25 protein-coding genes and 1 riboswitch are annotated in these 26430 nt (G+C 71.5%); of the genes, 7 read left to right on the forward strand and 18 right to left on the reverse strand.

Going from position 1 to position 26430, the window contains the following annotated elements; genetic code table 11:
* Positions 1-14: 14 nt before the first annotated feature.
* The 3 genes from M4D53_RS12885 to M4D53_RS12895 form a co-directional block, all read right to left on the reverse strand.
* Positions 15-806 (reverse strand): energy-coupling factor transporter transmembrane component T family protein, encoded by a 792-nt coding sequence (locus M4D53_RS12885; protein WP_259954378.1) that lies wholly within the window; start codon positions 804-806, stop codon positions 15-17.
* Positions 803-2260: an ABC transporter ATP-binding protein gene (locus M4D53_RS12890; RefSeq protein ID WP_259954380.1), complete on the reverse strand. Its 1458-nt coding sequence runs from the start codon at positions 2258-2260 to the stop codon at positions 803-805. Before M4D53_RS12890 ends, M4D53_RS12885 begins: the two co-directional genes overlap by 4 nt.
* Positions 2260-2901, reverse strand: a complete 642-nt coding sequence (locus M4D53_RS12895) for an ECF transporter S component (RefSeq protein ID WP_187662552.1) — start codon at positions 2899-2901, stop codon at positions 2260-2262. The genes M4D53_RS12890 and M4D53_RS12895 overlap by 1 nt, the downstream gene beginning before the upstream one ends.
* Positions 2892-3003: riboswitch (TPP riboswitch) on the reverse strand. It overlaps the preceding gene by 10 nt.
* Positions 3004-3080: 77 nt before the next feature.
* Between M4D53_RS12895 and M4D53_RS12900 the strand changes: the two genes are divergently transcribed.
* Positions 3081-4562 carry a D-alanyl-D-alanine carboxypeptidase family protein gene (locus tag M4D53_RS12900; RefSeq protein ID WP_259954382.1) on the forward strand — a complete coding sequence of 494 codons (1482 nt, stop codon included), beginning with the start codon at positions 3081-3083 and terminating at the stop codon, positions 4560-4562.
* A gap of 58 nt (positions 4563-4620) precedes the next feature.
* Here M4D53_RS12900 and M4D53_RS12905 read toward each other — a convergent pair whose 3' ends face one another.
* The 3 genes from M4D53_RS12905 to M4D53_RS12915 form a co-directional block, all read right to left on the reverse strand.
* The gene (locus M4D53_RS12905) at positions 4621-6969 is read right to left on the reverse strand and encodes an ABC transporter ATP-binding protein (RefSeq protein WP_259954384.1); all 2349 of its coding nucleotides are present in this window, start codon (positions 6967-6969) and stop codon (positions 4621-4623) included.
* Positions 6966-8693 carry an ABC transporter ATP-binding protein gene (locus M4D53_RS12910; protein ID WP_187662555.1) on the reverse strand — a complete coding sequence of 576 codons (1728 nt, stop codon included), beginning with the start codon at positions 8691-8693 and terminating at the stop codon, positions 6966-6968. Before M4D53_RS12910 ends, M4D53_RS12905 begins: the two co-directional genes overlap by 4 nt.
* A 212-nt stretch (positions 8694-8905) precedes the next feature.
* Entirely contained in the window at positions 8906-9967 is a 1062-nt protein-coding gene (locus tag M4D53_RS12915; protein ID WP_259954386.1) for an enoyl-CoA hydratase/isomerase family protein, read from the reverse strand.
* A 110-nt stretch (positions 9968-10077) separates the two neighbouring features.
* On the opposite strand from M4D53_RS12915, the gene M4D53_RS12920 reads away from it, so the two are divergent.
* A complete protein-coding gene (locus M4D53_RS12920) occupies positions 10078-12045 on the forward strand; it encodes an ATP-binding cassette domain-containing protein (RefSeq protein WP_259954387.1) in 1968 nt (655 codons plus the stop codon).
* A 50-nt stretch (positions 12046-12095) separates the two neighbouring features.
* Here M4D53_RS12920 and M4D53_RS12925 read toward each other — a convergent pair whose 3' ends face one another.
* From M4D53_RS12925 to M4D53_RS12975, 11 genes are all read right to left on the reverse strand, one after another.
* Positions 12096-12545, reverse strand: coding sequence for a hypothetical protein (locus tag M4D53_RS12925; protein WP_136052962.1), 450 nt, complete (start codon positions 12543-12545; stop codon positions 12096-12098).
* 302 nt (positions 12546-12847) lie between these two features.
* Positions 12848-14170 (reverse strand): glutamate-1-semialdehyde 2,1-aminomutase, encoded by a 1323-nt coding sequence (hemL, locus tag M4D53_RS12930; protein ID WP_259954388.1) that lies wholly within the window; start codon positions 14168-14170, stop codon positions 12848-12850.
* A gap of 97 nt (positions 14171-14267) precedes the next feature.
* Positions 14268-15245, reverse strand: a complete 978-nt coding sequence (gene hemB / locus M4D53_RS12935) for a porphobilinogen synthase (protein WP_259954389.1) — start codon at positions 15243-15245, stop codon at positions 14268-14270.
* On the reverse strand, positions 15242-16039 hold the full coding sequence (locus M4D53_RS12940) for a uroporphyrinogen-III synthase (protein ID WP_187662559.1): 798 nt from the start codon (positions 16037-16039) through the stop codon (positions 15242-15244). Before M4D53_RS12940 ends, hemB begins: the two co-directional genes overlap by 4 nt.
* On the reverse strand, positions 16036-17037 hold the full coding sequence (hemC, locus tag M4D53_RS12945; RefSeq protein ID WP_187662560.1) for a hydroxymethylbilane synthase: 1002 nt from the start codon (positions 17035-17037) through the stop codon (positions 16036-16038). Before hemC ends, M4D53_RS12940 begins: the two co-directional genes overlap by 4 nt.
* A 5-nt stretch (positions 17038-17042) precedes the next feature.
* Positions 17043-17723, reverse strand: coding sequence for a hydrogen peroxide-dependent heme synthase (gene hemQ / locus M4D53_RS12950; RefSeq protein WP_370429007.1), 681 nt, complete (start codon positions 17721-17723; stop codon positions 17043-17045).
* Between the two features lie 76 nt (positions 17724-17799).
* Positions 17800-18072 (reverse strand): hypothetical protein, encoded by a 273-nt coding sequence (locus tag M4D53_RS12955; protein WP_025104872.1) that lies wholly within the window; start codon positions 18070-18072, stop codon positions 17800-17802.
* Complete coding sequence (locus M4D53_RS12960; RefSeq protein WP_259954392.1) at positions 18059-18466, reverse strand: phage holin family protein; 408 nt, start codon at positions 18464-18466, stop codon at positions 18059-18061. The genes M4D53_RS12955 and M4D53_RS12960 overlap by 14 nt, the downstream gene beginning before the upstream one ends.
* A gap of 1 nt (position 18467) precedes the next feature.
* Positions 18468-18881, reverse strand: a complete 414-nt coding sequence (locus tag M4D53_RS12965) for a hypothetical protein (RefSeq protein ID WP_259954394.1) — start codon at positions 18879-18881, stop codon at positions 18468-18470.
* 170 nt (positions 18882-19051) lie between these two features.
* Entirely contained in the window at positions 19052-20560 is a 1509-nt protein-coding gene (locus M4D53_RS12970) for a protoporphyrinogen/coproporphyrinogen oxidase (protein ID WP_259954396.1), read from the reverse strand.
* Positions 20561-20652: 92 nt separating this feature from the next.
* Positions 20653-20964, reverse strand: coding sequence for a metalloregulator ArsR/SmtB family transcription factor (locus tag M4D53_RS12975; RefSeq protein ID WP_060921528.1), 312 nt, complete (start codon positions 20962-20964; stop codon positions 20653-20655).
* A 66-nt stretch (positions 20965-21030) separates the two neighbouring features.
* Here M4D53_RS12975 and M4D53_RS12980 point away from each other — a divergent pair, with 66 nt between their 5' ends.
* A complete protein-coding gene (locus M4D53_RS12980; RefSeq protein ID WP_259954399.1) occupies positions 21031-21924 on the forward strand; it encodes an NAD(P)H-binding protein in 894 nt (297 codons plus the stop codon).
* Between the two features lie 51 nt (positions 21925-21975).
* On the opposite strand, the gene hemE is transcribed toward M4D53_RS12980, so the two are convergent.
* A complete protein-coding gene (gene hemE, locus M4D53_RS12985; protein ID WP_259954402.1) occupies positions 21976-22998 on the reverse strand; it encodes a uroporphyrinogen decarboxylase in 1023 nt (340 codons plus the stop codon).
* A 72-nt stretch (positions 22999-23070) separates the two neighbouring features.
* On the opposite strand from hemE, the gene M4D53_RS12990 reads away from it, so the two are divergent.
* The 4 genes from M4D53_RS12990 to M4D53_RS13005 all read left to right on the forward strand — a co-directional run bounded on the left by M4D53_RS12990 (position 23071) and on the right by M4D53_RS13005 (position 26369).
* The gene (locus M4D53_RS12990) at positions 23071-24387 is read left to right on the forward strand and encodes a glutamyl-tRNA reductase (RefSeq protein WP_187662566.1); all 1317 of its coding nucleotides are present in this window, start codon (positions 23071-23073) and stop codon (positions 24385-24387) included.
* A gap of 177 nt (positions 24388-24564) precedes the next feature.
* A complete protein-coding gene (locus M4D53_RS12995; protein WP_259954404.1) occupies positions 24565-25317 on the forward strand; it encodes a class I SAM-dependent methyltransferase in 753 nt (250 codons plus the stop codon).
* An 18-nt stretch (positions 25318-25335) separates the two neighbouring features.
* On the forward strand, positions 25336-25944 hold the full coding sequence (locus tag M4D53_RS13000; RefSeq protein WP_259954406.1) for an HhH-GPD-type base excision DNA repair protein: 609 nt from the start codon (positions 25336-25338) through the stop codon (positions 25942-25944).
* Positions 25944-26369 carry a DUF1801 domain-containing protein gene (locus M4D53_RS13005; RefSeq protein WP_259954408.1) on the forward strand — a complete coding sequence of 142 codons (426 nt, stop codon included), beginning with the start codon at positions 25944-25946 and terminating at the stop codon, positions 26367-26369. Before M4D53_RS13000 ends, M4D53_RS13005 begins: the two co-directional genes overlap by 1 nt.
* The last annotated feature ends 61 nt before the right edge of the window (positions 26370-26430 follow it).

Genomic DNA, 26430 nt, shown 5'->3' on the forward strand with positions numbered 1-26430 from the left:
GAAACGGGTGAGGGTCAGGACGGCCCGAGGATGAAGTTCCAGGCGCCGGTCGCGACCGCGGCGGCGATCGCCGTCCCGGAGATCGCCGCCCCCACGGCGAGCAGGATCCACTCGGACGCACCGAAGCGGGACTCGCGCGCCCAGGTGCGACGACCGGGGGCGCCGAAGCCCCGCGCCTCCATCGCTGTCGCGAGCTTCGCGCCCCGGCGGATCGACAGCACGAGCAGGGCGAAGGCCATGCCGAGGAAGCGCCGGATGCGCCCGCGGTCGGCCACGCCGCGCGCGCGACGGGCGAGTTCGAGAGCACGCCAGTCGTCGAGGAACAGTCCCACCATGCGCAGGCCGGCGAGCGCGCCGAGGACGAATCGGGCCGGAAGCCGCAGGATCTGCCCGAGGCCGTCGGCGAGATCCGTGGGATCCACCGTGATGAACAGGACCACGGAGGGCAAGGCGATCGCGAGCACGCGCAGCATCGTGGCGACGGCGAGCGCGAGCGACCCCTCGCTGATGCGCAGCACGAACCAGTCGACGTAGACGGTGCCGCTCGTCTCGCCGTAGAGGGCGATGGTGAGACCGGTCAGCGGCGCCGCGAGCCAGACCGGCCACGTGCGCACCCAGAACTCCCGCCAGCCGATGCCCGCGAAGAGGAACAGCACCGCTTCGAGTGCCAGGGCGACGGCCGCCGACACCGGGTCGAGCGTGAGGACCAGCGGCACGGCGATGAGCGCGCTCACCCCCAGCTTGGCGACCGGATTGATGCGGGCGACGACGCCGGTGCGGGCGGGGGCGGGGGCGAGCGCCGTCATGCCGGTGCCCCCAGGACGAACCGGGTGGCGTGCAGAGCGCGCGCCACATCGAGATCGTGGGTGATGGTGACGATCGCCGATCCCTCGTCCCGGAGGGTGGCGAGCATCGCCACGAGCTCGGCCCAGGTCCGGGCGTCCTGGCCGAAGGTCGGCTCGTCGAGGATCAGCACCCGGGGTCTCGTGGCGATCGCGGCCGCGACCGTCAGGCGGCGCTTCTCCCCGCCCGAGAGCGTGTACGGATTCGCCGCACCGAGGTGCGCGAGCCGCAGGCGGGTGAGCAGCTCGTCGACGCGGGCAGACACCTCGTCATCGGGGACGCCCAGGGCGCGGGGACCGACCGCGAGCTCGTCGCGCACGGTCTGGGCGAGGAGCTGGTGCTCCGGTTCCTGGAACACCATCCCGATCCGCGTGAGGAGCTCGCGAGACGCCCACCGGATCGGAGATGGATCGGCCCCCTGCGCGAGTGACGGCGCCGCGATCACGGCTCCCCCTGCGGGAGGGAGGAGCCCCGCGAGGGTCAGGCCCAGCGTGGACTTGCCCGCGCCGTTCGGCCCGGTGATCGCGAGGGCCTCGCCGGCACGCACGTCCAGGTCGATGTCGTGCGCCACCGGACGCCCCTTCACCCGTGCGACAGCCAGCCCGTGCGCCGAGAGCAGCACGTCCCCGGGCGCCGCGCGTGGTGCGGGGGGCTCGGCCGGCGGGCGGCCGGGTACCCACACGCCGTCCGCCGCCAGGCGCTCCCCCTCCGTGCCGAGCACCTCCGCGGGAGGGCCGTCCGCGACGACCCCGCCGGCGCCGATCACGATGACCCGCGTGAGGAGGGGCAGCCACACCTCGAGACGATGCTCCACCACCACGAGGGTGGCGGGACGCGCGGCGAGCATCCGCTCCACCGCATCCCTCACCTCGCGCACGCCCTCCGGGTCGAGGTTCGCCGTCGGCTCGTCCAGCAGCACGAGTCCGGGGCGCATCGCGAGCATGCCGGCCAGGGCGAGGCGCTGCTTCTGGCCGCCCGAGAGCGCCGCGGTCGGATGGTCGAGCGGCACGTCGAGGCCGACGGCCGCCATGGCCGCCTCGACACGAGGCCAGATCTCCGCCCGCGGCACCCCGAGGTTCTCGCAGCCGAAGGCGACATCGTCGCCGGCTCGGGCGAGGATCACCTGCGAGTCGGGATCCTGGAGGACGAGCCCGGCCCGACCGCGGGTGGCCACGGCGGGGCCGCCGTCGATGAGCAGCTCCCCCTCGCTCTCCCCCTCCTCCTCGCCGCCGAGCACACCGGCGAGGCCGTGCAGCAGCGTGGATTTGCCCGCGCCAGAGGCACCGAGCACGAGCACCCGCTCGCCGGGCTCGATGCGGAACGAGACGTCGCGCAGCGCCCAGGCGAGGCGACTCGCGTGTCGCCACCCCCACCCCCGGGCCTCGACGCCGGCGGGAGCGACCTGCTCGGACGACATCAGACGCGCACGCGCGCCTCGCGCCCGGAGCCGAAACGGTCGAGAGCCCCCGTCGCCGCGATGCCGCGCGCGAGCACCCAGGACAGCGCACCGGCGATGACCGCCCCGGAGATCACGGTGCTCACGAGATAGATCGCGGTGAAGGCAGGACCGGAGCCGGCGTACCAGAGGACGAGGTTGTTGATGCCGCCCGCGAGCGCGGCTCCGGCACCGGCGAGGATCGCGACGGGCAGCGACCAGCGGCGGTAGAAGAACAGCAGGAAGATCAGCTCGGCACCGAGGCCCTGCACGAGGCCCGCCTCGAGCGTGAGGAAGCCGCCCCACTGGTTGCCGATGAGCGCCGAGACGACGGCGGCCAGCAGCTCGACGTAGATCGCGGCGCCCGCCTTGCGGATGATGAGCCCGCCGAGCACGCCCGCGAAGAGCCATGGGCCGTCGAGGAGCCCTTGGAGGCCGGGAAGCAACGGCTCGAGCAGGGCCTTCGGCCCCAGGTATCCGACGTTCCAGGCCAGGAAGATCAGACCGGCGGCGACGCCGAGGACGCTGGCGACGACGATGTCGACGACGCGCCAGCGCAGATAGCCGCGCGCCGGAACGGCCGTGCTCTTCGCAGACGCGGATGCGGACGTGGACGTACTCATGTGAACTCCTCCCTGCGCTGGCATGACCCAGATCAGGTTCGACGGTCGAAGCGCGATTCGCTCCCTCTCAGCCCGGCTCGCCGGACTCCCGTGGTTGTGCTGTCGATCCTACCCCGTTCCGCCCGCGCGTCCCGAGCCGCGCACGGCGGATTCCGGGCGGTATTCGGTACCGTAAGCGAGTGACCGCTTCCGATCCCCCTGAAGAGGCGTCCGGCGGCGTCGACGTCGACGCGCGGCCCGAAGACTCCGCACCCGTGTCCGCCGAGCCCGCGCTCGACCCTCCGGTCACGGAAGCGGTGTCGTGGGCCGATGCCTCGGCTCCGGCGACCGCGCTGACCTGGGTGGACCCGTCGCTCGTCGCCGCGGAGTCGTCGACGCCCGAGTTCGACGCCTCGGCCGGCACGGAGGACGAGGCGGGATTGCTGCGCGACGCGAAACTGCGACCCGCGATCGCCGGCCCCGGACTGCTCGTCCCGCTCGGTGTGCTCGTCGGCCTCGTCGCCTCCTACGCCGGCACCACGCTGCTCTGGCCGCTGCACGAGGTCGCCCCGACCGTCCAGGCCGTCGAGTTCACCCCGGTCGCCGCCCCCACCGCCGCGCTCGCCTGGCCCGCGGTCGGCGACGGCGCTGTCGGGATCGCCGGGATGACGACCGCGGCGTCCACCACCGCTCCGGTGAGCATCGCGAGCATCACGAAGGTCGTCAGCAGCCTCATGGTGCTGGATCGTCTGCCGCTGGCCCCCGGGGAGCAGGGTCCGGAGTTCGCCTTCACGTACGCCGACAGCATCCGCTACTGGGACTACCGGATCGCCAATCAGTCCGCACTCGATGTCCCCGTGGGTGGAGTGCTGACCGAGTACCAGCTTCTGCAGGGCACCCTGCTCGGCTCGGCCAACAACTACATCGACCGACTGGCGTCGGAGATCTGGGGGTCCGACGGGGAGTTCGCCGCCGCGGCCGAGGTCTGGCTCGGCGAACGCGGGCTCTCCGGCATCACGGTGGTGACGCCGTCGGGATTCGATGAACGCAACGTCGCCACCCCCGAGGCCCTCGTGGCCCTGGGCGAGATGGCCATGCGCAACCCGGTGTTCGCCGAGATCGTGGGAACCCGGTCGGTCGACCTGCCCGGGGCAGGCAAGGTCGAGAACACGAACGGGATGCTCGCCGATCCGGGTGTCGTCGGCATCAAGACGGGCACCCTCGTCGGGTGGAATCTGCTGACCGCCAAGGACGTCGCCGTCGGCGACTCGACGGTCCGGCTCTACGCCGCGGCGCTGAACCAGGAGGACGACGAGGCGCGTCTCGCCCTCACCCGTGCGCTGTTCGCCCAGACGGAGGCGGCGTTGCAGGCCCAGGGCCCGGCCGTCCCGGCGGGCACGGTGGTCGGGCGCGTGGTCACCGCCTGGGGTGAGCGCGTCGACGTGGTCGCGGGCGAGGACGCCGACGTCGTGCTGTGGAACGGGGCGAGCGCGACCGCATCGACGGTGTTCGACCTCGGGGAGGAACGGGAGGCGGACGGGACGGTCGGCACCCTGACCACGACCGGCCCTGTCGACAGCACGGAGACCGCGCTCGTCCTCGACGAGGACCTGGACGGTCCGAGCCCGTGGTGGCGGCTCACCCACCCGCTCGAGCTCTTCGGCATCTCCGGGGACGACTGAGTCCTGACGCACGATGCCCCACTCCGGATCCGGAGTGGGGCATCGTGCGTGAAGCGGGTCAGGCGCGGGGCGTGGAGCCGTCCGCGCCGTCGTCGAGAAGCGCCTGCGCTGCTGCGGACTCGGCCGCCGGAACCTGGGCGCCGACGGCTGCTCCCGCCACGGCGTCCGCCGCCTGCTCCTCGGCACTGGCTTCCGCGTCCGCCTCGCCGGTCACGACCACCGGAGACGAGCCGGTGAGAGCCGCTTCCGCATCGAGGTCAGTCGCCGCTTGCTCGAACTGCGACTGGTACAGCCGCCAGTACGCGCCCTGCGCCGCGATGAGCTCGTCATGCGTGCCCTTCTCCACGATGTCGCCGTGCTCCATCACGAGGATGAGATCGGCGTCGCGGATGGTCGACAGACGGTGCGCGATGACGAACGAGGTCCGTCCGTGCCGGAGCGCCGCCATCGCGTTCTGCAGCAGCAGCTCGGTGCGGGTGTCGACCGCCGAGGTGGCCTCATCCAGGATGAGGATCGACGGCTGCGCCACGAAGGCCCGCGCGATCGTGATGAGCTGGCGCTCACCGGCCGAGACGTTCGACGCGTCCTCGTCGAGCACGGTGTCGTACCCGTCCGGAAGCGCGTGCACGAAGCGGTCGACGTAGGTCGCCTTCGCCGCGGCCAGCACCTCCTCGTCCGTCGCGGTCGAACGGCCGTAGCGGATGTTCTCGCGGATGCTCCCGGCGAAGAGCCAGGGGTCCTGGAGCACCATGCCGGTGCGGGAGCGCAGCTCGTCGCGCGTGATGGTCGAGATGTCCTGACCGTCGAGCGTGATCCGTCCGCGACTGAGCTCGTAGAACCGCATGATGAGGTTCACGAGCGTCGTCTTACCCGCACCCGTGGGGCCGACGATCGCCACGGTCTGCCCCGGTTCCACCCGGAAGGACAGATCGGTGATGAGGGGACGCTCGGGCGAGTACGAGAAGGAGACGTTCTCGAACTCGATCACACCCTCGCCCTCGCGGAGCGCGGGGGCGTCAGGGGCGTCGGCCTCCTGCTCGTCGGAGTCGAGCAGATCGAACACCCGCTCCGCCGACGCCGTGCCGGACTGCACGACCGCAGCCATGCCACCCAGCTCGGACAGCGGCTGCGTGAACTGCTGCGAGTACTGGATGAACGCCTGCACGTCGCCGAGGCGCAGCTGCCCGCTCGCGACCATGAGGCCGCCGAGCACCGCGATGCCGACATAGGTGAGGCTGCCGACGAAGGTCATCGCCGGCATGATGATGCCCGAGAGGAACTGCGCCTTGAAGCTCGCCTGGAACAGCTCCTCGTTCTCGGCCTTGAACTTGTCCAGGGCGTCCTGCTCGCGGCCGAACACCTTGACCAGGGCGTGCCCGGAGAAGGCCTCCTCGACCCGGGCGTTGAGCCGCCCGACCTTGCGCCACTGCGTGCCGAAGGCCTTCTGCGATCGCGGACCGATGACGCCGAAGATCACTCCCATGAGCGGAAGCGCCACGAGGGCCACGAGCGCGAGCTGCCACGAGATCGAGAACATCATCACGAGCACGCCGACCACCGTCAGCACGGCGGTCAGGGCACCAGACAGCGACTGCTGCATGGTCTGCGTGATGTTGTCGATGTCGTTCGTCACGCGGGAGATCAGCTCGCCGCGCTGCACCTTGTCGAAGTACGCCAGCGGCAGCCGGTTGATCTTCGCCTCGACGGCCTCACGCAGGCGCCACATGGTGCGGACCATGATGACGTTGATGACGTACCCCTGCAGCCAGCTGAGGAACGCGGCCACGACGTAGATCGCGAGAACTGCCGCGATGACCCAGCGCAGGGCGTCGAAGTCGATGCCGTCGCCGACCCGGAAGTCGCCGAGCGCTCCCACCTGGTTCGCGAAGTCGGTCTGTCCGGCATCACGCAGCGCGTCGACCACCACGTCCTGCGGCGTCCCCGCGGGGAATCCGGGGAAGTCGCCGCTCGGCTGGCCGAGCTGGATGGAGATGAAGCCGCGGTAGACGATGTTCGTCGCCTCGGCGAGCACCTTCGGCGCGGCGACGGTCAGCACGACCCCGATCGCTCCGAGGATCGACACGAAGACGAACCAGACGGCAGAGGGCTTGAGCAGCCCGATCATCCGGGCGAAGCTCTTGCCGAAGTTGTCGGCCTTGCCCGGTGCGACGCTGTCCCAGTCGCCGGAGTGCTGCCGAGCCTGCTCGGCGAGCTCCGCCTCGTACTGCTCCTCGGCGGTGAGCTCCCGCTCGGCCGTGGGAGCCGGGGCCTTCCCTCGCCCGCGGCGCCGCGCCGCTGCCCCCTGGGTCCCTGAGCTTGTCGAAGGGCCCGCACCCTGGGTTCCTGAGCTTGTCGAAGGGCCCGCACCCTGGGTCCCTGAGCCTGTCGAAGGGTCCTGCTCGCTCATGCGTCCACCCCCAGCTGCGACTCGACGATCTCCCGGTAGGTCTCGCTGGTCTCCAGCAGCTCCTCGTGGGTGCCGACTCCGACCATCGTGCCGCCCTCGAGCACCACGATGCGGTCGGCGTCGGTGATCGTGGAGACGCGCTGCGCGACCACGATCTTCGTCACGTGCGGAAGCTCCCGCCACAATGCCTGCCGCAGACGGGCGTCCGTCGTGAGGTCGAGTGCGGAGAAGGAGTCGTCGAACACGAGTACCTGCGGCCGGTGCACGATGGCCCGCGCGATCGCGAGGCGCTGTCGCTGACCGCCGGACACGTTCGTTCCGCCCTGGGCGATGCGGGAGTTCAGGCCGTCCGGCATCTCCTCGACGAAGTCACGGCCCTGAGCGATCTCGAGAGCGTGCCAGAGCTCCTCGTCCGTCGCGTCCTCGCGGCCGTAGCGCAGGTTGGAGGCCACGGTGCCGGTGAAGAGGAAGGGCCGCTGCGGCACGAGGCCGATGCTGTCCCACAGCGCTTCGACGTCGGCGTTCCGCACGTCCGTGCCGCCGACGTGCACGGAGCCGCCGGAGACGTCGAACAGGCGCGGGATGAGAGAGACGAGCGTGGTCTTGCCCGACCCGGTGGAGCCCACGACGGCGACGGTCTCGCCCGGCTCCGCGGCGAAGCTGATGCCGGTGAGGACCGGGGCGTCGGCACCGGGGTAGGTGAACGACACGTCGTCGAAGGCGACGGCACCCGGCGTCGGGAAGACAGTGACGCCGTCCGCCGGACGGGTCATCGTCGACTCGGTGTTCAGAACCTCGCCAATGCGCTCGGCCGAGACGGCGGCGCGCGGGATCATCATGGCCATGAAGCTCGCCATGATGACGCCGCCCATGATCTGACCGATGTACTGCATGAAGGCGAACAGCGTGCCCACCTGCACGGTGCCGTTGTTGACCTCGATGCCGCCGAACCAGATGACGGCGACCACGGTCACGTTGAGGATGAGCATGAAGAGCGGGAACAGCAGCACGAACAGCGAGCCGACCTTGCGGCCGACGACCATGATGTCGGTGTTCGCGCCGCGGAAGCGCTCTTCCTCGATGCGCTCGCGGACGAAGGCCCGCACCACGCGCACGCCGGTGAGCTGCTCGCGCATGATGCGGTTCACGTTGTCGAGCTTGCCCTGGTAGCTGCGGAACAGCGGGACCATGCGGCCGATGACGAGTGCCGCGAGGAGGAGCAGCACCGGGACGGAGACGGCGATCAGCCAGCTCAGCCCGGCGTTGGTCTGCACGGCGAAGATGATGCCGCCGATCGCGAGCAGCGGCGCGGTGACGAGCATCGTCGCGCCCATCATCGCCAGCATCTGCACCTGCTGCACGTCGTTCGTGTTGCGGGTGATGAGGGAACCGGCGCCGAACTGCGAGACCTCGCGCTCGGAGAAGCCGCTGACCTTGCCGAACACGTCGGCACGGATGTCACGACCCGCCCCCATCGCGGCGCGGGCGGCGAAGAAGGTCGCGATGACCGAGGCCACGATCTGGCCGAGCGACACGGCCAGCATGAACAGGCCGGTGCGCCAGATGTACGCGGTGTCGCCCTGGGCGACGCCCTTGTCGATGATGTCGGCGTTGAGGCGGGGCAGGTAGAGGGTCGCGGCCGCGCTGGCGAACTGGAAGACCAGCACGGCGACGAGGAGCCACTTGTAGCGAGACAGATATCGGAGGAGGAGTTTTCCCAGCACAGGCGGACTTTCTAGGAAGGAGGAGGCGGCGGGTCTCCCGGCAGACGGATGCCGACCGACGACCGGCCATAGGACAGGGTGCCACGAAGCGGCGACATTCGGATCCCCCTCCGGGAGGACCTTCGCTCACAGCGAACCACTCCCCCGTCTCGCCGCCCATTTCTGCACGCGGGCGATCAAGGACTTCCCGGTCGTGACCGGGGCCGTGATCGTCAGAACAGCGCGGGCTGCGGAACGTAGTCCCGCGCGGCCGCCCCGGCGTCGGGGCCGAGCTCGGCGAGGGAGGCCGGCTGCCACTTCGGGTTGCGGTCCTTGTCGACCACCTGCGCCCGGATGCCCTCCACCAGGTCGGGGTGCTCGTTCACGAACCACAGCACCCGGCGGTACTCGCCTTCGAGCGCGGCACGAAGCCCACTCATCCCCCGCGCCTCCCGCACGGCGTCGAGGGTCACGACGAGGCCGGTCGGGGCCAGTCCGTCGAGCAGGTCGGCGACGGCGGCCGCTTCATCGGTGCCGAGCGCACGCAGCCGCTCCAGGATCTCGGGCACGGTCGAGGCGGCGAAGACCTCGTCGATCCACTCCCGCGCGTCGGGGAGCGCGGACGGCTCCGGCGTCTCGTCGAAGAGCAGGACGATCTCGCTCGGGCTCGTCGGATCGGCGCGGTACGCCAGAGCCTCGCGCAGCGCGTCGAGGCGGTCGGAGGGGACGAAGTGGTCGGCGAAGCCCGCGTACACGGCGTCGGCACCGTTCATCGTGGCCCCGGTGAGACCGAGGTATTCGCCGAGCCGTCCCGGCGCCCGCCCCAGCAGCCACGTGCCGCCGACGTCGGGCGTGAAGCCGATCCGGGTCTCCGGCATGGCGAGCTTCGAGCGCTCGGTGACCACGCGGATCGCGGCGTGCCCCGCGAGACCGATGCCGCCGCCCATGGTGATGCCGTCGGCGAGCGCGACCACGGGCTTCGGGTACTCCGCGATCATGGCGTTCATCGCGTACTCCCGGCGGAAGAACTCTGCGGACTGCTCCGGATGACCCGACGTGATCTGGCTGTGCAGGCGGCGCACGTCGCCGCCCGCGCACATGCCGCGCTCACCCTCGCCGTCGATGAGGACGATCTGCACGTCGGAATCGTCGCGCCACGCGACGAGCGCCGTCGTGATGGCCGCGATCATGTCCTCGTCGAGCGCATTGATCGCCTCAGGGCGGTTGAGCGTGAGCCGCCCGAGCGCTCCTTCGGTGCGGATGAGGACACGGGGCGCGGCGAGGGTATCGGTCACGGGTGCCAGGCTACCCCGTCGCATGCGGCCGGATTCCGCACGAAATGCGGGTTCCGGGGCGGTTTTCCGGCAGGATAGGAGGAACTGTTCATCGCAACGAGAGGTCCCGGATGCCCGAAGGACAGGTGCTCGAGTTCACGAATGTGACGAAGCGCTTCAACGAGGTGACGGCCGTCTCGGACTTCTCCGCACGGGTCGAGCCCGGCGCGGTCACCGCTTTCCTCGGCCCCAACGGCGCGGGCAAGACGACGACCCTGCGCATCCTGCTCGGCCAGGTGCGCCCCACGTCCGGCACCGCCACGATCGGCGGCGTCGCGTACGCGGAGCTGCGCCAGCCACTGCGCACCATCGGCGCGGTCCTGGAGGAGACGGCCTACCGGCCGCGCCGCACCGCGAGTCGTCAGCTCACCATCGCCGCGAAGGCCAACGGCATCCGCCTCGCCCGCGTCGACGAGGTGATCTCCCTGGTCGGCCTGGAGGGCGAAGCGGACACGCGCATCGGCGGGTTCTCGCTCGGCATGCGCCAGCGCCTCAGCGTCGCCCACGCGCTGCTCGGCGACCCCGGAGCGCTCGTGTTCGACGAGCCGGCGAACGGTCTCGACCCCGAGGGCATCCGCTGGATGCGTCTGCTGATGCGTCGCCTCGCCGACGAAGGCCGCACGGTGCTGGTCTCGTCCCACGTGCTCAGCGAGATCGAGCAGGTCGCCGACCACGTCCTCGTGCTCTCCAAGGGACGCCTCGTGCTGTCGAGCGGCATCGAGACCCTCGCCGATCCGGCCGGCGGCTCGGTGGTCGTCGACTCCGTCGATCGCCCGGGCCTCACGACCGCGCTGGTCGCCGCCGGGTTCGACATCGAGGTGCTCCGCTCCGGCCTGACCGTGCGCGGCACCGACGCGAGCCGAGTGGGCGCCGTGGCTGCGGACGCCGGTATCGCTCTGAGCACGCTCGTGCAGCGAGGCCCGACGCTGGAGGACGTCTTCATCGACCTCATGCGCGGCGGCCGGTTCGACACCGCTCCGGCGGTCGAACCGTCGGAAGACGCTTCGACCGGGACCGAGACGGTCACGACAGGCGATGCGGCCGCCGGTGCCGCCGCCTCCGCGCTCGCGGCCGGCGGTGCCGCGGCTCTCGCCGATGACCTCAGCACGGAGATCCCCGGCGACGCCGCGGCCACCGGGTCCGGCGACGATGACGAGACGGCGGGAGCCGAGGGCCCGGTCGACGACGAGACCACCCGGCTCGTGACCGTGGTCGAGACCGCTGCGGGCGACGAGACCGTCCAGGTCATCCCCGTGGTCGAGGAGACCGCGGCGCTGACGTTGAGCGATGCCGAGGAGGAGACGGATGCGGAGCCCGACACCGCGTCCGACGCGGAGTCCGACTCCTCGCGTTCGTTCGACGACATCCTCTTCGGCGCTCCCGCGCCGGTGCCCGCGACCGAGTCCCCGCGACGCTCTTTCGCCGCCCTGTTCGCGGCATCCTCCGCCGAGATGGCGGACGAAGACACGGCGGAGGCGCGCACGTCGCCCGAGCAGTCGGCGGGACAGGACGCTCCCGCCCCAGGGGAGTCGGACGAGACGACACCCGACGCGTCCGTCCCCGCAGCGGGCGCCGAGATCGAGGGCCCCGAGGCTCCGTCTGACATCGACGCCGCCGACGACACGACCGACGCAGAGGACGCGGAGTCCGCGGCCGACGAAGCGGAGCCCGCGGGCGTGGAGTTCTTCTCCGAGCTCGACGCCGCGTCCGCCGCGAACGACGAGACCGCGACCGCCGACACGACGCAGCCGGCAGAGGCATCCGACCCCGCGACCGACGACGAGGACCCGCGATCCGCGGCCGTGAGCTCCATGCTCGCCGCCGCCGCCCGCGCCTACTACGAGGACGAGCCCAGGGACTACCCGCTCGCGTCCGCGGAGGGCGACGCCCCCGCCGAGACCGCATCGTCCGAGGAGCAGCCATCCGCGGACGACGAGTCCTCGGAGGAGCCCGGTGCGCACGCTCCAGGTCAGGAGCAGGCACCCGACGCGCAGGCGGACGAGGACCACGGCGCGCGCTCCGACGAGAACCACGGCTGAACCGCACACACGAACGCCCTCCCGATCGGGAGGGCGTTCTGCGTCTGAGGTCAGGCCGGACGGGGCCGGATGACGGGCCGGCGACTGCCCTTCGAGACGGGAGTCGGGGCCGTGGCGACGATCTCCTCGACCGTCGCGGGCTCCTCCGACACGGGGAGACGGAGAGCCTGCGTGAGCGCGAGGCCGTGCCGGGTGGTGAGGATCAGCCGGTTGTACTGCGGGTCGCCCTCGAGATCGACGACCACGCTGGGGCGACGGCGACGGATCAGCACGAAGTCGAGGCTGCCCGCGGCCTTCCAGCTCCCCGCCGCCAGCACGCCCGGGATGTGGGTGCCCGGGTTCGGGACGCCGCGGAGCCAGGTCCAGGCGTCATCGGTCAGCTGGACCTTGGTGATCGTGTCGCGCACGATGCGGACGTTCTCACGGTGGAAGGTGGCGGCACGTTCGATGGGCGAGAGCACGACCTCGAGTTGCGTCTGATCCAGCAACAACGTCACCATGCCCCCAGTCTGCCAGCGCCGCCCTCCCGGTTGGCTGGAAGTTGCTCACAGGAACGCAACGATCCCTTGTCGGAATCACCCACACGCCCACCCGCAGCAACCACCTCCCGCGAGGACAGGCGCTCACGCCGGAACAGGCCGCTACCGGGAGTGCAAGCCTGACTCCGCGCGAGCGCCTGATCTCGCCGACCTCGCGACCGCCGCTCCCTGCGCAGGCATCCGCGCGACATCAGGCAGCAGGGTCCAGGGGCCCCCGTTCCCGAGCGGGCGCCTGTCTTCGCGCGAGCGAGCGGCGGCGGAAGTCAGGGACGCGCGGTGAGGGCGGCCCGGGCGGCGTGCGGCAGGGCTTCCTCGATGCGCTGGAGCTCGTCCTCGCCGTGCGCGGCGGTGAGGAACCAGGCCTCGAAGACGCTCGGCGGCAGCGCGACCCCGTGCTCGCGCATCGCGTGGAAGAACGCGGCGTACCGGAAAGACTCCTGCGCCTGCGCCTCGGCGTAGTCGCGCGGAGCGGAGGCCCGGAAAGACGCGCTGAAGAGGTTGCCGGCGGACGCCAGAGCGTGGGTGACCCCGGCCTCGCCGAGCGCGCGGTCCAGCGCCGACGACACCCGAGCGGCTGCGGCGTCGACGGTCGCGTAGACCTCGGGCGTCGCGAGTCGCAGCGTGGCCAGGCCCGCGGCCACCGACAGCGGGTTCCCGGAGAGCGTGCCCGCCTGGTAGACCGGGCCGAGCGGCGCCAGAAGGTCCATGACCTCGGCACGACCGCCGAGGGCCGCCAGCGGCATACCGCCGCCGACGACCTTCCCGAAGGTGAGGATGTCGGGCAGGTAGTCCTCCCCCGCCTCCGCCTGGAGTCCCCAGAAGCCCGCCGGGTGCACCCGGAATCCGGTGAGGACCTCGTCGAGGATCATGAGGGCGCCGTGCGCGTGGGCGGTCTCCGCGATGAGGCGGTTGAAGCCCGGCAGCGGAGGGACGACGCCCATGTTCGCCGCCGAGGCCTCGACGATGACGGCCGCGATCCGCGGGCCGTGCTCGGCGAAGACGGCGGCGAGCGCCTCCGGGTCGTTGTAGCGGATCACGAGCGTCTGCGCAGCGATCGGCGCGGGCACGCCTGCCGAGCCGGGCAGCGCGAGGGTGGCGACCCCGGAGCCGGCCTCGGCGAGCAGGCCGTCGGAGTGGCCGTGATAATGGCCGGCGAACTTCACGAGCAGATCGCGGCCGGTCGCGCCGCGAGCGAGGCGGATGGCGGTCATGGTGGCCTCGGTGCCGGTCGAGACCAACCGGACACGCTCGACGGGACGGATCTCGCCGAAGCGGACGCGGTCTGCGATGAGCGCGGCGAGCTCGACCTCCCCCTCGGTGGGAGCGCCGAACGAGAGCCCGCGGGTGGCGGCTTCCTGCACCGCGGCGACGACCTCGGGCTGTGCGTGGCCGAGCAGGGCGGGGCCCCACGACGCGACGAGGTCGACGTACTCGTTGCCCGCGGCATCGGTCACGGTCGCTCCCCGCGCCGAGGCGAGGAACCGCGGCGTCCCGCCGACCGACCCGTAGGCGCGCACCGGAGAGTTCACCCCACCGGGGATCACCGCACGGGCGGCAGAGAAAAGGTCGTCATTGCGGTCGGTCATCGAGGCTCCTCCGTGGATGCACGGAGCTCTCCCGGCATCCCTTCCAGGCTAACCCGCCGCCTGCCCTTCGAAGGCCGTCTGCGGACAGGAGGGAGGCTCAGCCGCGCAGCCAGCGGGCGGCTTCCGTGGCCCAGTAGGTCAGCACCGCGTCGGCACCCGCGCGACGGATCGAGAGCAGCGACTCGAGCACCGCGGCACGCCGATCGATCCACCCGTTCGCCGCGGCGGCCTCGATCATCGCGTACTCGCCCGACACCTGGTACGCCCAGACCGGGACGGTCACGGCGTCGCGCACCTCGCGGAGCACGTCCAGGAAGGCCATCGCCGGCTTCACCATGACGATGTCCGCGCCCTCGTCCTCGTCGACCAGGGCCTCCCGCACGCCCTCGCGGCGGTTGCCGGGGTCGAGCTGGTACGTACGGCGGTCGCCCTGGAGCTGCGAGTCGACGGCTTCGCGGAACGGGCCGTAGAACGCGCTCGCGTACTTCGCGGCATACGCCAGGATCAGCGTGTCCGTGAACCCCTCGGCGTCGAGCGCCTGACGGATCACGGCGACCTGGCCGTCCATCATCCCGGACAGCCCGAGCAGCTGGGACCCTGCGCGCGCCTGGGCCAGGGCCATCGAGGCGTACCGCTCCAGGGTCGCGTCGTTGTCCACAGAGCCGTCGGCGGCGAGGACGCCGCAGTGACCGTGGTCGGTGAACTCGTCGAGACAGAGGTCGGTCTGCACGACGAGGGCGTCGCCGACCTCGGCCGCCAGCGCTTCGGTGGCGACGTTCAGGATGCCTTGCGGGTCGTCCGCGCCGGAGCCCCGGGCATCGCGCACCGCGGGAACGCCGAACAGCATGACGCCGCCGACCCCGGCCTCCGCGGCCTCCGCGGCCGCAGCGCGCAGCGAGTCGATCGAGTGCTGGGCGACACCGGGCATCGAACCGATGGCGACCGGTTCGCTCAGGCCCTCGCGGACGAAGAGCGGGAGCACGAGCTGCCGGGGCTCGAGAGAGGTCTCGCGCACGAGGTCGCGGACGGCGCGCGACTGGCGAAGTCGGCGCAGGCGGATGTCGGGGAAGCTCACGGCGCGAACTCGTCTGCCGCGTGCGGAAGGGTGAACTGCGAGACGGCTTCGATCAGCGCATCGATGGTCTGCCGGTCGGCGACCACCGAGACGGGGAGACCGGCGCGCTCGGCGTCCTTCGCCGTGCGGGGACCGATCGCCGCGAGCAGCGTCTCGTCCGGGATCTCGGGGAACTGTTCCCGCACCTGCTCGGCCACCGAACCGCTGGTGATGAGGATCGCGTTGATCCGGCCGTTCTCGACATCGCGGCGGATGCGCTCCGTCACCGGGACACCGACCGTGCGATAGGCGACGACGCCGTGCACGTCGTGCCCCGCGTCGGAAAGGAGGAGGCTGAGGACGGGCTTGGCGATCTCGCTGCGCAGCGCCAGGATCCGGCGCGGCTCGTGCTCCAGGGCGATGAGCTGCTGCGCCATGCCCTGCGCGGAGTTGTCCTGTTCCGGCACCAGGGCGACCTCGTAGCCCACGGCCTGCAGCGCCGTGGCCGTCGTCTCGCCGACGGCCGCGATCTTCGTGGTCTTCGGCACGACGGCGCGGTGGGCGAACAGCACGTCCACCGTGGTCGCGCTCGTGACGGTCAGCCAATCGAACTCACCGGCCGCGAGCTGCTCCAGCGCCCGGTCGAGCGTCGCCTGGTCCGTCGTGGGCGCGAAGTTGATGAGCGGGGCGACGACGGGAACGGCCCCGAGGTTCCGGAGACTCGCGGCGACGCTGTCGCCCCAGGGTCCGCCACGGGGCACGAGGATGCGCCAGCCGTCCAGCGGTCGGTCCTGCTTGCTTTCAGAAGTGGTCATGACAATTCGGATTGCTCTTGAGGGACGAGGTCGGCCGCCCCTTGATCGAGCAGCCGACGGGCAACAGCGAGCCCGAACTCACGCGCTGCGTGCATCGGGTCTGCACCATCGGCAGCATCCGCACCATTGCCACTGCCGTTCCGATGAATATACTCCCCGTTCAGGGCTTCCGTGACGTCCAGACCGATCCGGCGCCCCCCGTCCGGGGCGTAGACCACTGTCCTGACGCGGATCTCGGCCCCCTGGACGACGGCGTGCGCCGCCATGGGGGCTTGACAACCGGCGTCCAGGCCCTCCAGGATGGCTCGCTCGACCGTGATCGCGAGCCGCGTCTCGCGGTGGTCCAGCGCGGACAGCGCCGCGCGCAGCTCCTCCGGGGCATCCGCCCGCGTCTCGACTGCCAGCGACCCCTGGCCCGGCGCCGTCGGCCATTCCGCGAGACCGAGCTCCTCGCGATGCAGGGGCGAATCGGTGCCCAGCCGCGAGAGCCCGGCGGCGGCGAGGATCACGGCGTCCAACTCGCCGGACGCGACGCGGGAGAGCCGGGAGTCGACGTTGCCGCGGATGTCCACGACGTGAGCGCGGGGCGCACGGCGGTGGACCTGCGCGATACGGCGGGGCGACCCGGTGCCCACGGCGCTCCCGGCCGGCAGCTCGTGCAGCGGGATGCCGTGTCGGGTGAGCACCACGTCGCGGGCATCCTCCCGTCGGGGCGTCGCGGCGATGACGAGCGACTCCGGCACCGCGGTCGGGAGATCCTTGAGGGAGTGCACGAGGAAGTCGCACTCGCCGGCGAGGAGGGCCTCACGGAGACGGGTGGCGAAGATGCCGAGGCCGCCGATCTCCGACAACGAGGCGCGATTGGTGTCGCCCTCGCTGGTGATCGGGACGAGCTCGACGCGCCGGCCGGTGACCTTCTCGAGCGCTGCGGCGACGTGGCCCGACTGCGCCTGCGCGAGCGCGCTGCGACGGGTGCCGAGACGGATGGGGGTGCTCATGGCGCTTACTGCAGCACGTCCGCGATCTCGTCGAAGCGCAGGCGGCGCCCCGTGTAGAAGGGCACCTCCTCCTTCACGAACATGCGGGCGTCGGTGTAGCGGAGGTCGCGCATCATGTCGACGAGATCCGTGAGTTCATCCGCCTCCATCGGGAGCAGCCACTCGTAGTCGCCCAGCGCGAAGGCTGCGACGGTGTTCGCGATGACACCGGTGAACGCGGCGCCCTTGCGACCGTGGTCGGCGAGCATCGTGCGGCGCTCCCCCTCCGGCGCGAGGTACCACTCCGGGGTGCGGACGAACGGGTAGAGGACGAGCCAGTCCTTGGGCTCGATGCCTCGGAGGAACCCGGGGACGTGCGCGCGGTTGAACTCGGCGTCGCGGTGGACGCCCATGGCGTTCCACACCGGCAGGAGCGAGCGCAGCATCTCGGTGCGGCGCAGGCGACGGAGCGCCCGCTGCAGTTCCTCGGCCGTGGCACCGTGCAGCCACACCATGAGGTCGGCGTCGGCCTTGAGTCCGGAGACGTCGTAGAAGCCGCGGACGGTGACGCCCGAGTCCTCGATGTGCGAGACGATCGACTCGACCTCGGTCGCGTCGTTCTCGGTGACGGGAGCATCGGGGTTGCGTCGCCAGACGGCCCAGAGGGTGTAACCGGACGGGTTCTCTTCACGCAGGTCGGACATGATCCCAGTCTGCCCCCTTTGCGGAGGAGCCGCTAATCAGGGGAATACTGCCCCCAGGTGAGGGCGGTACGGGGGTCGATCAGCGGGCGATGGCGCGGGCGATGGCCCACACCGCCCCGCCGACGGCGGCGGCGATGCCCACGGTCGCGGCGATCGCTGCGGCGGGGTTGCGATCGGCGAACGCGCGCGCCTTCACGGCCGCCCGCGCCGATGCCTTCTCCACGCGCCGGGGGATGTTCCCCTTGACCTCGATGGCGGCCAGGGCCGCCTTCAACTCCGCCCGCGCCGAGGCGACGGGATCGACGATTCCCGCGGGGACCGCGGTGCGCGGCAGCGACTCAGGGGTGCTCATCGCCGGCCTCCTTCACGATTCGGATGTCCTCGGCCACGGCCTGTGCCGGGTTCTGGCGACGGAGCACCTTGCGGAACTTCAGGATGCCGAGCAGCGCGAACAGCAGCACGGCGACGATGAGGATGCCGAACACCGCCAGCGCGGACAGCCATACCGGCCACCACGACGACAGCCCCGCGATCGCGAACACGAGGATCACGGGCACGGCCCAGAACAGGAAAAACAGCGCGACGAGGAACCAGACGGAGCCGACGCCCGCATCCTTCGCCGTGCGCGACACCCACGCCTTGGCCGCGTCGATCTCGGCCTTGACGAGGGTGGTGACGAGCTCCGGCAGGTCGCCGAGCAGCGTCAGCAGACTGTCGTCGGCGCGATCCCGATATCCGCGGGGCATGTCAGTCGTCGGACTTCCGCGGGGTGGGCTTGCTCGCGGCGGGCTTCGACGCCGCGGGCTTCTGGGCCTCGGCCGCGCGCTCCTTGACCTCGTCGACCGCGTCCTCCGCGGCGTCCGAGATCTCTTCCGCGGCGTCCTTGCCGGAGGCGATGACCGCGTCGAGCTTCTGGCCGGGCGTGCCGTCGCCCTTGACCGACTTGACGATCTTGACGGCGCCGGTCCAGACCGCGCCGGGAACCGCGGCGGCCTTGTCGCCGACGAAGCCCTTGACCTTGTCGACGCGCTCCTGCACCGGGTCCGTGTTCCAGACCTTCAGCCACTGCGTCTTGATCTGCTCGTAACGCTCGCGTCCTGCGCGGGTGCCGAGCACATAGCCGACGCCGAGTCCGACGACGAGTCCGATCTTCCCCTTCATGGGGTCTCCTCACGTTGTTCCGGCTGTGGTCCGTCCCGGGGGACGCCCGATCGTCCGCGTCTCCGCCGCGATCAGGTACCCAGCGTAACGCCGTATGCCGATTTCGGCATCAATCGATGAGAGGGTTGACACGGAGCCCCGGAGCGCACTCGCGTACGCCCCGCGCGCACTCAGTCCCAGAGGAGGGCGCGACGCAGGCGCTCGGCTTCCTCCGCGGCGTCCGGCACGACCTGCGCGAGCCCGGTGCCGGCCAGCCAGGCCCCCACCGCGGCCAGACCGGGAACCGCCTGCACGGCCTGACGCGCCGCCGCGCGCCGCTCTCCCGACCCGATGATCGATGCCGGCTGCGCCTGCACGAAGCGCCCCCGGTGGCCTGCCACGACCTGGTCGGCCGTCAGGGGAACCCCCAGGAGGGCCGAGGCCTCCCGGCGGGCGAGGTCGACCGCGGCCTCGTCGTCCAGCGCCGCCGTCGCCGCCGGCTCCCCCTGGGCACCGAACGAGACGCGGACGACCTCCCGGTCGCCGGCGGCCGCCCGCACCCAGGACCACTTCGCCGTGGAATGCGTGAGTGCCTTCGCCGTGTGGCTGTGCGGCACCGTGAGCACGCCGGTGCCCCGGGGCGGGGTGCGCAGCGCGGGCGCGTCGAGCAGCAGACTGATGATCTCGATCTCGGGGGCCGGTGCCGCGTCGGCGGCCGCGAGGGCGGGAACGACGCCCGCGAGCAGCTCCCGCGCCCCGTGCTCGGAGGTCGCGACGATCACCGCGTCGGCGACGAGTTCCTCCTCCTGCGTCGCCTCCTCGCCCTCGATCGGCTCCTCCGCGGCGGGCTCCTCGACGACGACGCGCCAGGTGGTGCCGTCGGTCGCGAGGCGGCGGACTCGGACGCGGGTGCGCACGGTCGCACCGAGTTCATCGAGGTCGGCCGCGAGGGCGTCGACGAGCACGCTCATCCCGCCGACGAGCCCCTCGACCGCGGCACCCGGAGTCTTCGCACCGCGCGACGCCGCCTCACCGCGGAGCGCCAGGACCGCCCCGGAGAGGGATCCGACGCGGGTCAGGGCGGCGTTGAGTCCGGGGGCGGCGACGTCGATGTCCACGTCGTCCGGGGAGGCGGAGTAGACACCCGTGGTGACGGGGGCGACGAGGCGGTCGCGCACCTTCTCCCCCATGCGCGAGGCGACGAGGCGTCCGAGGCTGAGCTGATGCCCGATCGTGAGCGGCGGGCGCACGCGGTCGAGATAGGCCCGCCAGGCGCCCGACCAGCCGATGATGCGGCGGACGTCGTCCTGGAAGGGGTTGCCGGGGATGCCGAGGATGCCGCCGGCCGGAAGCGGAGCCGCGCCGCCGCCGGGGAGTCCGGCGAGCCACGCGCCTCCCGCCTGCGGCGTCACGACGCGGTCGGAGAGACCGAGGTCGTTCACGAGAGCCCGGACGTGCCCGCCCTTCGTCGCGTAGCTCTCCGCGCCCGCGTCGACGACGACACCGTCCAGCGCGACTCTGCGGATCACGCCACCCAGGGACTCGGACCCTTCGAGCAGCGTGACCTGCATGCCGACCTTCGCGCACTCACGCGCGGCCACGAGTCCGCCGACGCCGCCGCCCACCACGACGACGTGCTTCCGTGCGGCACGGGCCGCCAGGTCGGCCGGTTCAGCGGGTGCGGGGTGCTCGGGGCTCATGCCTCCATCCTTTCACCGCCCCTGTGCTTCGAATCGCCCGATTGGCCGGATAATCGCCGCTGATGCCGCCAGGTGCGCGATCCGAACGGAGGTCAGGCCCGACCGCGCTTGCGCACCTCGCGGAGGACGATCTGCTCGGGACAGACCGTGGAGAGGAAGTCGCCGACGGAGAGGGCGAGGCGTTCACCGACGAGCGAGTAGAAGATGCGGTTGGCATCGCGACGTTCGGAGACGAGGCCTGCCTGCCGCAGCACGCTCAGGTGCCGGGAGATGGTCGGGCCGCTCGCGGAGAAGCGGGACGCGATCTCCCCGGCCGCGAGCTCCCCCTCCTTGAGGTCCTGCAGGATCTGCCGCCGGGTCGGATGGGCGAGCGCCGCGAAGATGTCGGATGCGCTGTCGGCCATGCTTGCAATATAGCACCTTCGCTAGATACAGTTTCGCCAGATAGCTAATTAGCGAAGGAGAACACCATGAAGGTCGCCATCACCGGAGGCAGTGGGTTCGTCGGCCGCGCCCTCGCCGATCGCCTGGAGGAGCCCGTGGTGATCTCCCGACGCTCCGGCACGGACATCACCGACGTCGACGCGCTGACCGCCGCCTTCGCCGGATGCGACGCGGTCGCCCACTGCGCCGGGATCAACCGGGAGATCGGCGACCAGACCTTCCGCCGCGTGCACGTCGAGGGCACGGCCGCCGTCGTCGAGGCCGCTCGCCGCGCCGGCGTCCGGCGGCTCGTCATGGTGAGCTTCCTCCGCGCCCGGCCCGACTGCGGCTCCGCTTACCACGAGTCGAAGTGGGAGGCCGAGGAGATCATCCGCGGCTCCGGGCTCCCGCACACGATCCTGAAGTCCGGGATGATCTACGGCCCCGGCGATCACATGGTCGACCATGTGACCCGTGCCGTCCGCACCCTCCCCTTCTTCTGGACCGTCGGCTACCGCGAACGCACCGCCCGCCCCGTCCCCGTCGAGGATGCCGCGGACGTGCTGGTGGCCGCGCTCGAGGGCCGCATCCCGGAGCCGACGGTCGCCGTGATGGGGGCGGACGAGGTCACGCTCGGGGAGGCCATCCGCCGGATCACCCGCGTCGCCGGACGTCGTCCCGCGTTCCTCCCCGTTCCGGCCTGGGTCGTGCGGGTGCTCGCGCAGCTCACCGAGTGGACCATGGTCGTGCCCCTGGTCGCGAAGGCGCAGGCGCGGATGCTCGCGGAGGGCGTCAGCGAACCGGCACCGTGGGCGCCGGAGCCGCCGGAGGGCATCCGCCCCTCACGGCCGTTCGACGACGCCAGCATCCGCGCCGCGCTGCCCACCGGGCGCTTCGGTCTTTCGGATCTGCGGCTGGTGCGGGCGCTTCGAATCGCCTGAATGGCTGCATCTGGGCCGCAGATGCCGCAAAGCAGGCGATTCGAACGGAGGTCAGCCGGCGTGCACCAGCTCGACGATACGGGTGAGCTGGTCGGGGTCGGTCTCCGGGGGCACACCGTGGCCGAGGTTGAGGATGTGCCCGCGGGCCGCGCGACCGCGTTCGAGCACGTCGCGGACATGCGCCTCGAGCACCGGCCACGGCGCGCCGAGGAACGCGGGGTCGATGTTCCCCTGCACCGAGACGTCGGGGCCGAGGATCGCTGCGGCCTCGTCGAGGGGCAGCCGCCAGTCGACCCCCACGCCGTCGGCGATGCCGTCCAGCCGCATGTCGCCGAGGAAGGGGCCGGTGCCGACGCCGAAGTGGATCGTCGGGACGCCGATGCCGTCCAGAGCGGTCCGTGAGTGCGGCGCCACGAAGGTGCGGTAGTCGGCGGGGCTGAGGGAACCCGCCCAGCTGTCGAAGAGCTGCACGACCGCGGCGCCGGCATCGCGCTGCGTCTCCAGGAACCGCCGCGAGATCTGCGCCAGCCAGCCCGCGAGACGGTGCCAGGCCTCGGGCTCCGCGTGCATCATGCCGCGCGCACGCAGGTGCTCCTTGGACGGACCGCCCTCGACGAGATACGCCGCGAGCGTGAAGGGGGCTCCCGCGAAGCCGATGACCGGAGTGTCGCCGAGCTCGGCGGCGACGATGCCGACGGCTTCCGCGATCGCGCTGCCGTCGAGGCTGTCCGGATCGATCGCCGTGATGCGGTCGACGTCGGCGACCGTCCGCACCGGGTTCGCGAAGACCGGGCCGCGGCCGGGCTCGATCTCCACGTCCACGCCGGCGAGACGCAGCGGGATGACGATGTCGCTGAAGAAGACCGCCGCGTCGACGCCGTGCCGCCGCACCGGCTGCAGGGTGATCTCGGCGGCGAGGTCGGGGGTGAGGCAGGCGTCGAGCATCCGTGTGCCGACCCGCAGCTCCCGGTACTCGGGCAGGGATCGGCCCGCCTGGCGCATGAACCAGACCGGAGCGGTGGCGGGGCGGTCGCCGGTGAGGGCGCGCAGCAGCGGGGCGTCGGAGAGTGCCATGCCCCCATCCTCCCATCCGGCGCCTAGGGAGCCGCCGAGTCCCGGCTCCGTACGCTCGGGTACAATCGAAGGGTGCTGCTGTGTGTGACGGCGAGTCACAAGACCGCCTCCTTCGAACTGCTCGAACGCCTGAGCCGCACCCCCGACGACGTCGCTCCCACCATCGTGGGCATGGCGCCGTGCGTGCAGGGTGCCGTGGTCCTGGCGACGTGCAACCGCTTCGAGGCGTACGTGGAAATGGACGAGCCCGTGACCGCGGCCGGCGCCATCGGCGTCGAAGCCGTGATCGAGGCCGTCGAGTCCGCGACCGGCATTCCCGCCGCCGACCTCGACGGTGCCTACGCCGTGCATTCCGGTCGCCGCGTCGCCGAGCACCTCTTCTCCGTGGCCTCCGGTCTCGAGTCCGTCGTCTCCGGCGAGGGCGAGATCGCCGGTCAGGTGCGGCGTGCCCTGAAGTCCGCCCGCAAGGACGGCACCACCTCCCCCGAGCTCGAGCGCCTGTTCCAGCGCGCGAGCCAGGCGCAGCGCAAGGTCAAGAACGTCACCGCCCTCGGCCGCGCCGGTCGATCTCTCGTGCGTCTCGCGCTGGAGCTCGCCGACAGCCGCATCGCCGACTGGTCGGCCGAGCGCGTGCTGCTGGTCGGCACCGGAGCCTACGCCGCCGTCACCCTCGCGACTCTGCGCGAGCGCGGCGCCGTCGACATCTCCGTCTACTCCCCCTCTGGCCGCGCAGAGATCTTCGCGGCCAAGCACGACATCCGCCCGGTTCCGGCAGACGAGTACGCACGCACGGCGGCGCACTCCACGCTGCTGATCACCTGCACCACCGCGACCGAGCCCGTGCTCGGCCCGGAGCACCTGCAGCTCCCGGTCGGCCTCGCCGCCGCGGGCTGCCCCGTCAGCGCGACCAGCGGCACCACCGGTGTCCCGAGCCGGCTGGTGGTCGACCTCGGCATGCCGCGCAACGTCGACCCGGCCGTGGCCGCACTGGAGGGCGTCGCGCTGCTGGACCTGGAGACCATCCGCCTGCACGCCCCGCTCGAGGAGCTGCAGGCGACGGACGCCGCCCGGAGCGTCGTCCGCGAGGCCGCGGAGACCTTCCACGTCGTCGGTGCCCGCCAGAGCGTGACCCCGTCGGTGGTGGCGTTCCGGTCGCACATCTTCGAGCTGCTGGAGCGCGAGATCGACCGTGCGCGCGCCCGCGGCGACGAGGACGGCAAGGTCGAGCAGGCCCTCCGGCACCTCTCCGGCGTGCTGCTGCACACGCCGACCGTGCGGGCTCATGAGCTCGCCGCCGCCGGTCGCGCGGACGAGTTCGCCGCCGCGCTCGCGACGCTGTACGGCATCACCCCTGCCGCGGACACGGTCGAGGACGCCGCCACAGCCTGATCCCGTGAGGGCGAGATGGGAGGCGCGGCCCTCCACATCACCGGAGACACCGCCGCCGCCGACGCTGCGGAACGAGAGCCGCGTGCTGCGCGTCGACATGCTGATGGACCAGAGGGCGGGAGCCATGGGCTGCGCGAGGATCCGCGCTGTGAGAGCGTGGGGCACGAGGAGGCCCGAATGACCCAGGATCTGTACTCGGACGCGAGGCTGTACGACCTGCTGTTTCCGACGAGCGAGGCAGCCGTGGACTTCTACCGTGCCGAAGCCGACAGCGTGGGCGGTCGCGTGCTCGAGCTCGGATGCGGAACCGGTCAGAAGCTGATCCCGATCGCGGCCGACGGGCACCCAAGCGTCGGACTCGACCTGTCGCTCGACATGCTGGCTGTGGCACGTCAGAAGGCTGAGGAGCGCGGTGTGTCCGTCGAGTGGCAGCACGGCGACATGCGCGACTTCGACCTGGGCGACGAGTCCGACCTCATCTTCATCGCGGGCAACGCTCTGCTGCACCTGCACGAGGCTGACGACATCGTGCAGTGCTTCCGCGCGGCACGGCGGCACCTCGCGCCCGGCGGACGTTTCGCTTTCGACGTCTTCCATCCCGACGTGCGGCTCCTGGCTGACGCCGACGGGGTCCGGCGCCCGCGCACGACATTCGCCGATCCCGACCGCGGCGACGTCCGCGTCGACGTCGCGGACGCCTATGATGCCGCCGCACAGGTGACGCGCGGCACCTGGTACTTCTCGACGGACTCCGAGCCCGACTTCCAGACGGTGTCCATCGAGGTGCGGAGCATCTTCCCCCAGGAACTGCCGGTGCTCCTTGCGCATGCCGGACTCCGACTGGTCGAGCGCTTCGGCGGCTGGGACGGCAGCCTCTTCGGGGCGGGCTCCTCGACCCAGCTCTGCATCTGCGAATCCGCCGCCCCGTAGTGAGAGAGGATGGGACTCATGGCCCTTCACATCACCGGAGACACCGCCGCCGACGCCCTGCTGACCGAGAACCCGACGGCTCTGCTGATCGGCATGCTGCTGGACCAGCAGATCCCCATGGAGACCGCGTTCTCCGGTCCGCTCAAGATCGAGCAGCGCACCGGCGCCACGGATGCCGCGGCGATCGCGGGCATGGCACCGGAGGAGTTTCTGGAGGCCTTCCGGCAGACCCCCGCCGTGCACCGGTTCCCCGGATCCATGGCGACGCGGGTGCAGACCCTGTGCCAGGCGCTCGTCGACGAGTGGGACGGGGACGCCGCCGCCCTGTGGACGCGCCCTTCGACAGGCTCAGGCCCGTCGACAGGCTCAGGGACCCAGCCGAGCGGCGCCGAGGTGCTCAAGAGACTCAAGGCTCTTCCCGGCTTCGGTGAGCAGAAGGCGAAGATCTTCCTCGCCCTCCTCGGCAAGCAGTACGGGTTCACCGGCGAGGGCTGGCGGGAGGCCTCCGCTCCCTACGGCGAGGACGGTTCGTACCGCAGCGTCGCCGACATCGTGTCGCCCGAGTCGCTGACGAAGGTGCGCGAGTACAAGAAGGCGATGAAGGCGGCGGCGAAGGCGGCGAAGTAGTGCAGCCGACCGGGGACGACGTCGCGGGGCTGATCGCCCGCTCCTCCCCGGCCGTGCGTCGCCGTGATGCGGAGACGCTGATCGCTCTCCTGCGGGACATCTCCGGACGCGAACCGCAGACCTGGGGCTCGATCATCGGGTTCGGCTCCTGCCACTACCGCTACCCCACCGGGACGGAGGGCGACAGCGGCATTCTGAGCTTCGCCCCCCGGAAGGCCGCGACCACGATCTACCTCCTCGACGGCGTGGACGCCCACGCGGAGGCTCTCGGCGCGCTCGGCCCGCACACGACAGGGGTGGGCTGCCTTTACATCAAGGACCTCGACCAGGTCGACCTCGACGTGCTGCGCGGGATCCTCGAGCGTTCGCGCGCCTGGGTCGAGTCCGGCGGCGACGCGCGTATGCACCTGACGATCACGTCGTAGCTCCCCCTCCTGTCGCCGAGACCCCGGGTTCCCGCCGAGACCCCGGGGTGGGGACGTGTAA

The organism is Microbacterium meiriae (assembly GCF_025143875.1).
GTDB lineage: Bacteria > Actinomycetota > Actinomycetes > Actinomycetales > Microbacteriaceae > Microbacterium > Microbacterium meiriae.

Excerpts from the sequence above, each read along its gene's own strand:
- hemC (WP_187662560.1), bottom strand. The coding sequence starts at position 17,037 with ATGAGCACCCCCATCCGTCTCGGCACCCGTCGCAGCGCGCTCGCGCAG.
- M4D53_RS12955 (WP_025104872.1), bottom strand. The coding sequence starts at position 18,072 with ATGAGCACCCCTGAGTCGCTGCCGCGCACCGCGGTCCCCGCGGGAATC.
- M4D53_RS12995 (WP_259954404.1), top strand. The coding sequence starts at position 24,565 with ATGACCCAGGATCTGTACTCGGACGCGAGGCTGTACGACCTGCTGTTT.
- M4D53_RS12905 (WP_259954384.1), bottom strand. The coding sequence starts at position 6,969 with ATGAGCGAGCAGGACCCTTCGACAGGCTCAGGGACCCAGGGTGCGGGC.
- M4D53_RS12925 (WP_136052962.1), bottom strand. The coding sequence starts at position 12,545 with ATGGTGACGTTGTTGCTGGATCAGACGCAACTCGAGGTCGTGCTCTCG.
- hemE (WP_259954402.1), bottom strand. The coding sequence starts at position 22,998 with ATGGCACTCTCCGACGCCCCGCTGCTGCGCGCCCTCACCGGCGACCGC.
- M4D53_RS12895 (WP_187662552.1), bottom strand. The coding sequence starts at position 2,901 with ATGAGTACGTCCACGTCCGCATCCGCGTCTGCGAAGAGCACGGCCGTT.
- M4D53_RS12940 (WP_187662559.1), bottom strand. The coding sequence starts at position 16,039 with ATGACCACTTCTGAAAGCAAGCAGGACCGACCGCTGGACGGCTGGCGC.
- M4D53_RS12920 (WP_259954387.1), top strand. The coding sequence starts at position 10,078 with ATGCCCGAAGGACAGGTGCTCGAGTTCACGAATGTGACGAAGCGCTTC.
- M4D53_RS12975 (WP_060921528.1), bottom strand. The coding sequence starts at position 20,964 with ATGGCCGACAGCGCATCCGACATCTTCGCGGCGCTCGCCCATCCGACC.
- M4D53_RS12970 (WP_259954396.1), bottom strand. The coding sequence starts at position 20,560 with ATGAGCCCCGAGCACCCCGCACCCGCTGAACCGGCCGACCTGGCGGCC.
- M4D53_RS12885 (WP_259954378.1), bottom strand. The coding sequence starts at position 806 with ATGACGGCGCTCGCCCCCGCCCCCGCCCGCACCGGCGTCGTCGCCCGC.
- hemL (WP_259954388.1), bottom strand. The coding sequence starts at position 14,170 with ATGACCGACCGCAATGACGACCTTTTCTCTGCCGCCCGTGCGGTGATC.
- M4D53_RS13000 (WP_259954406.1), top strand. The coding sequence starts at position 25,336 with ATGGCCCTTCACATCACCGGAGACACCGCCGCCGACGCCCTGCTGACC.
- M4D53_RS12980 (WP_259954399.1), top strand. The coding sequence starts at position 21,031 with ATGAAGGTCGCCATCACCGGAGGCAGTGGGTTCGTCGGCCGCGCCCTC.
- M4D53_RS12965 (WP_259954394.1), bottom strand. The coding sequence starts at position 18,881 with ATGAAGGGGAAGATCGGACTCGTCGTCGGACTCGGCGTCGGCTATGTG.
- M4D53_RS12960 (WP_259954392.1), bottom strand. The coding sequence starts at position 18,466 with ATGCCCCGCGGATATCGGGATCGCGCCGACGACAGTCTGCTGACGCTG.
- M4D53_RS12890 (WP_259954380.1), bottom strand. The coding sequence starts at position 2,260 with ATGTCGTCCGAGCAGGTCGCTCCCGCCGGCGTCGAGGCCCGGGGGTGG.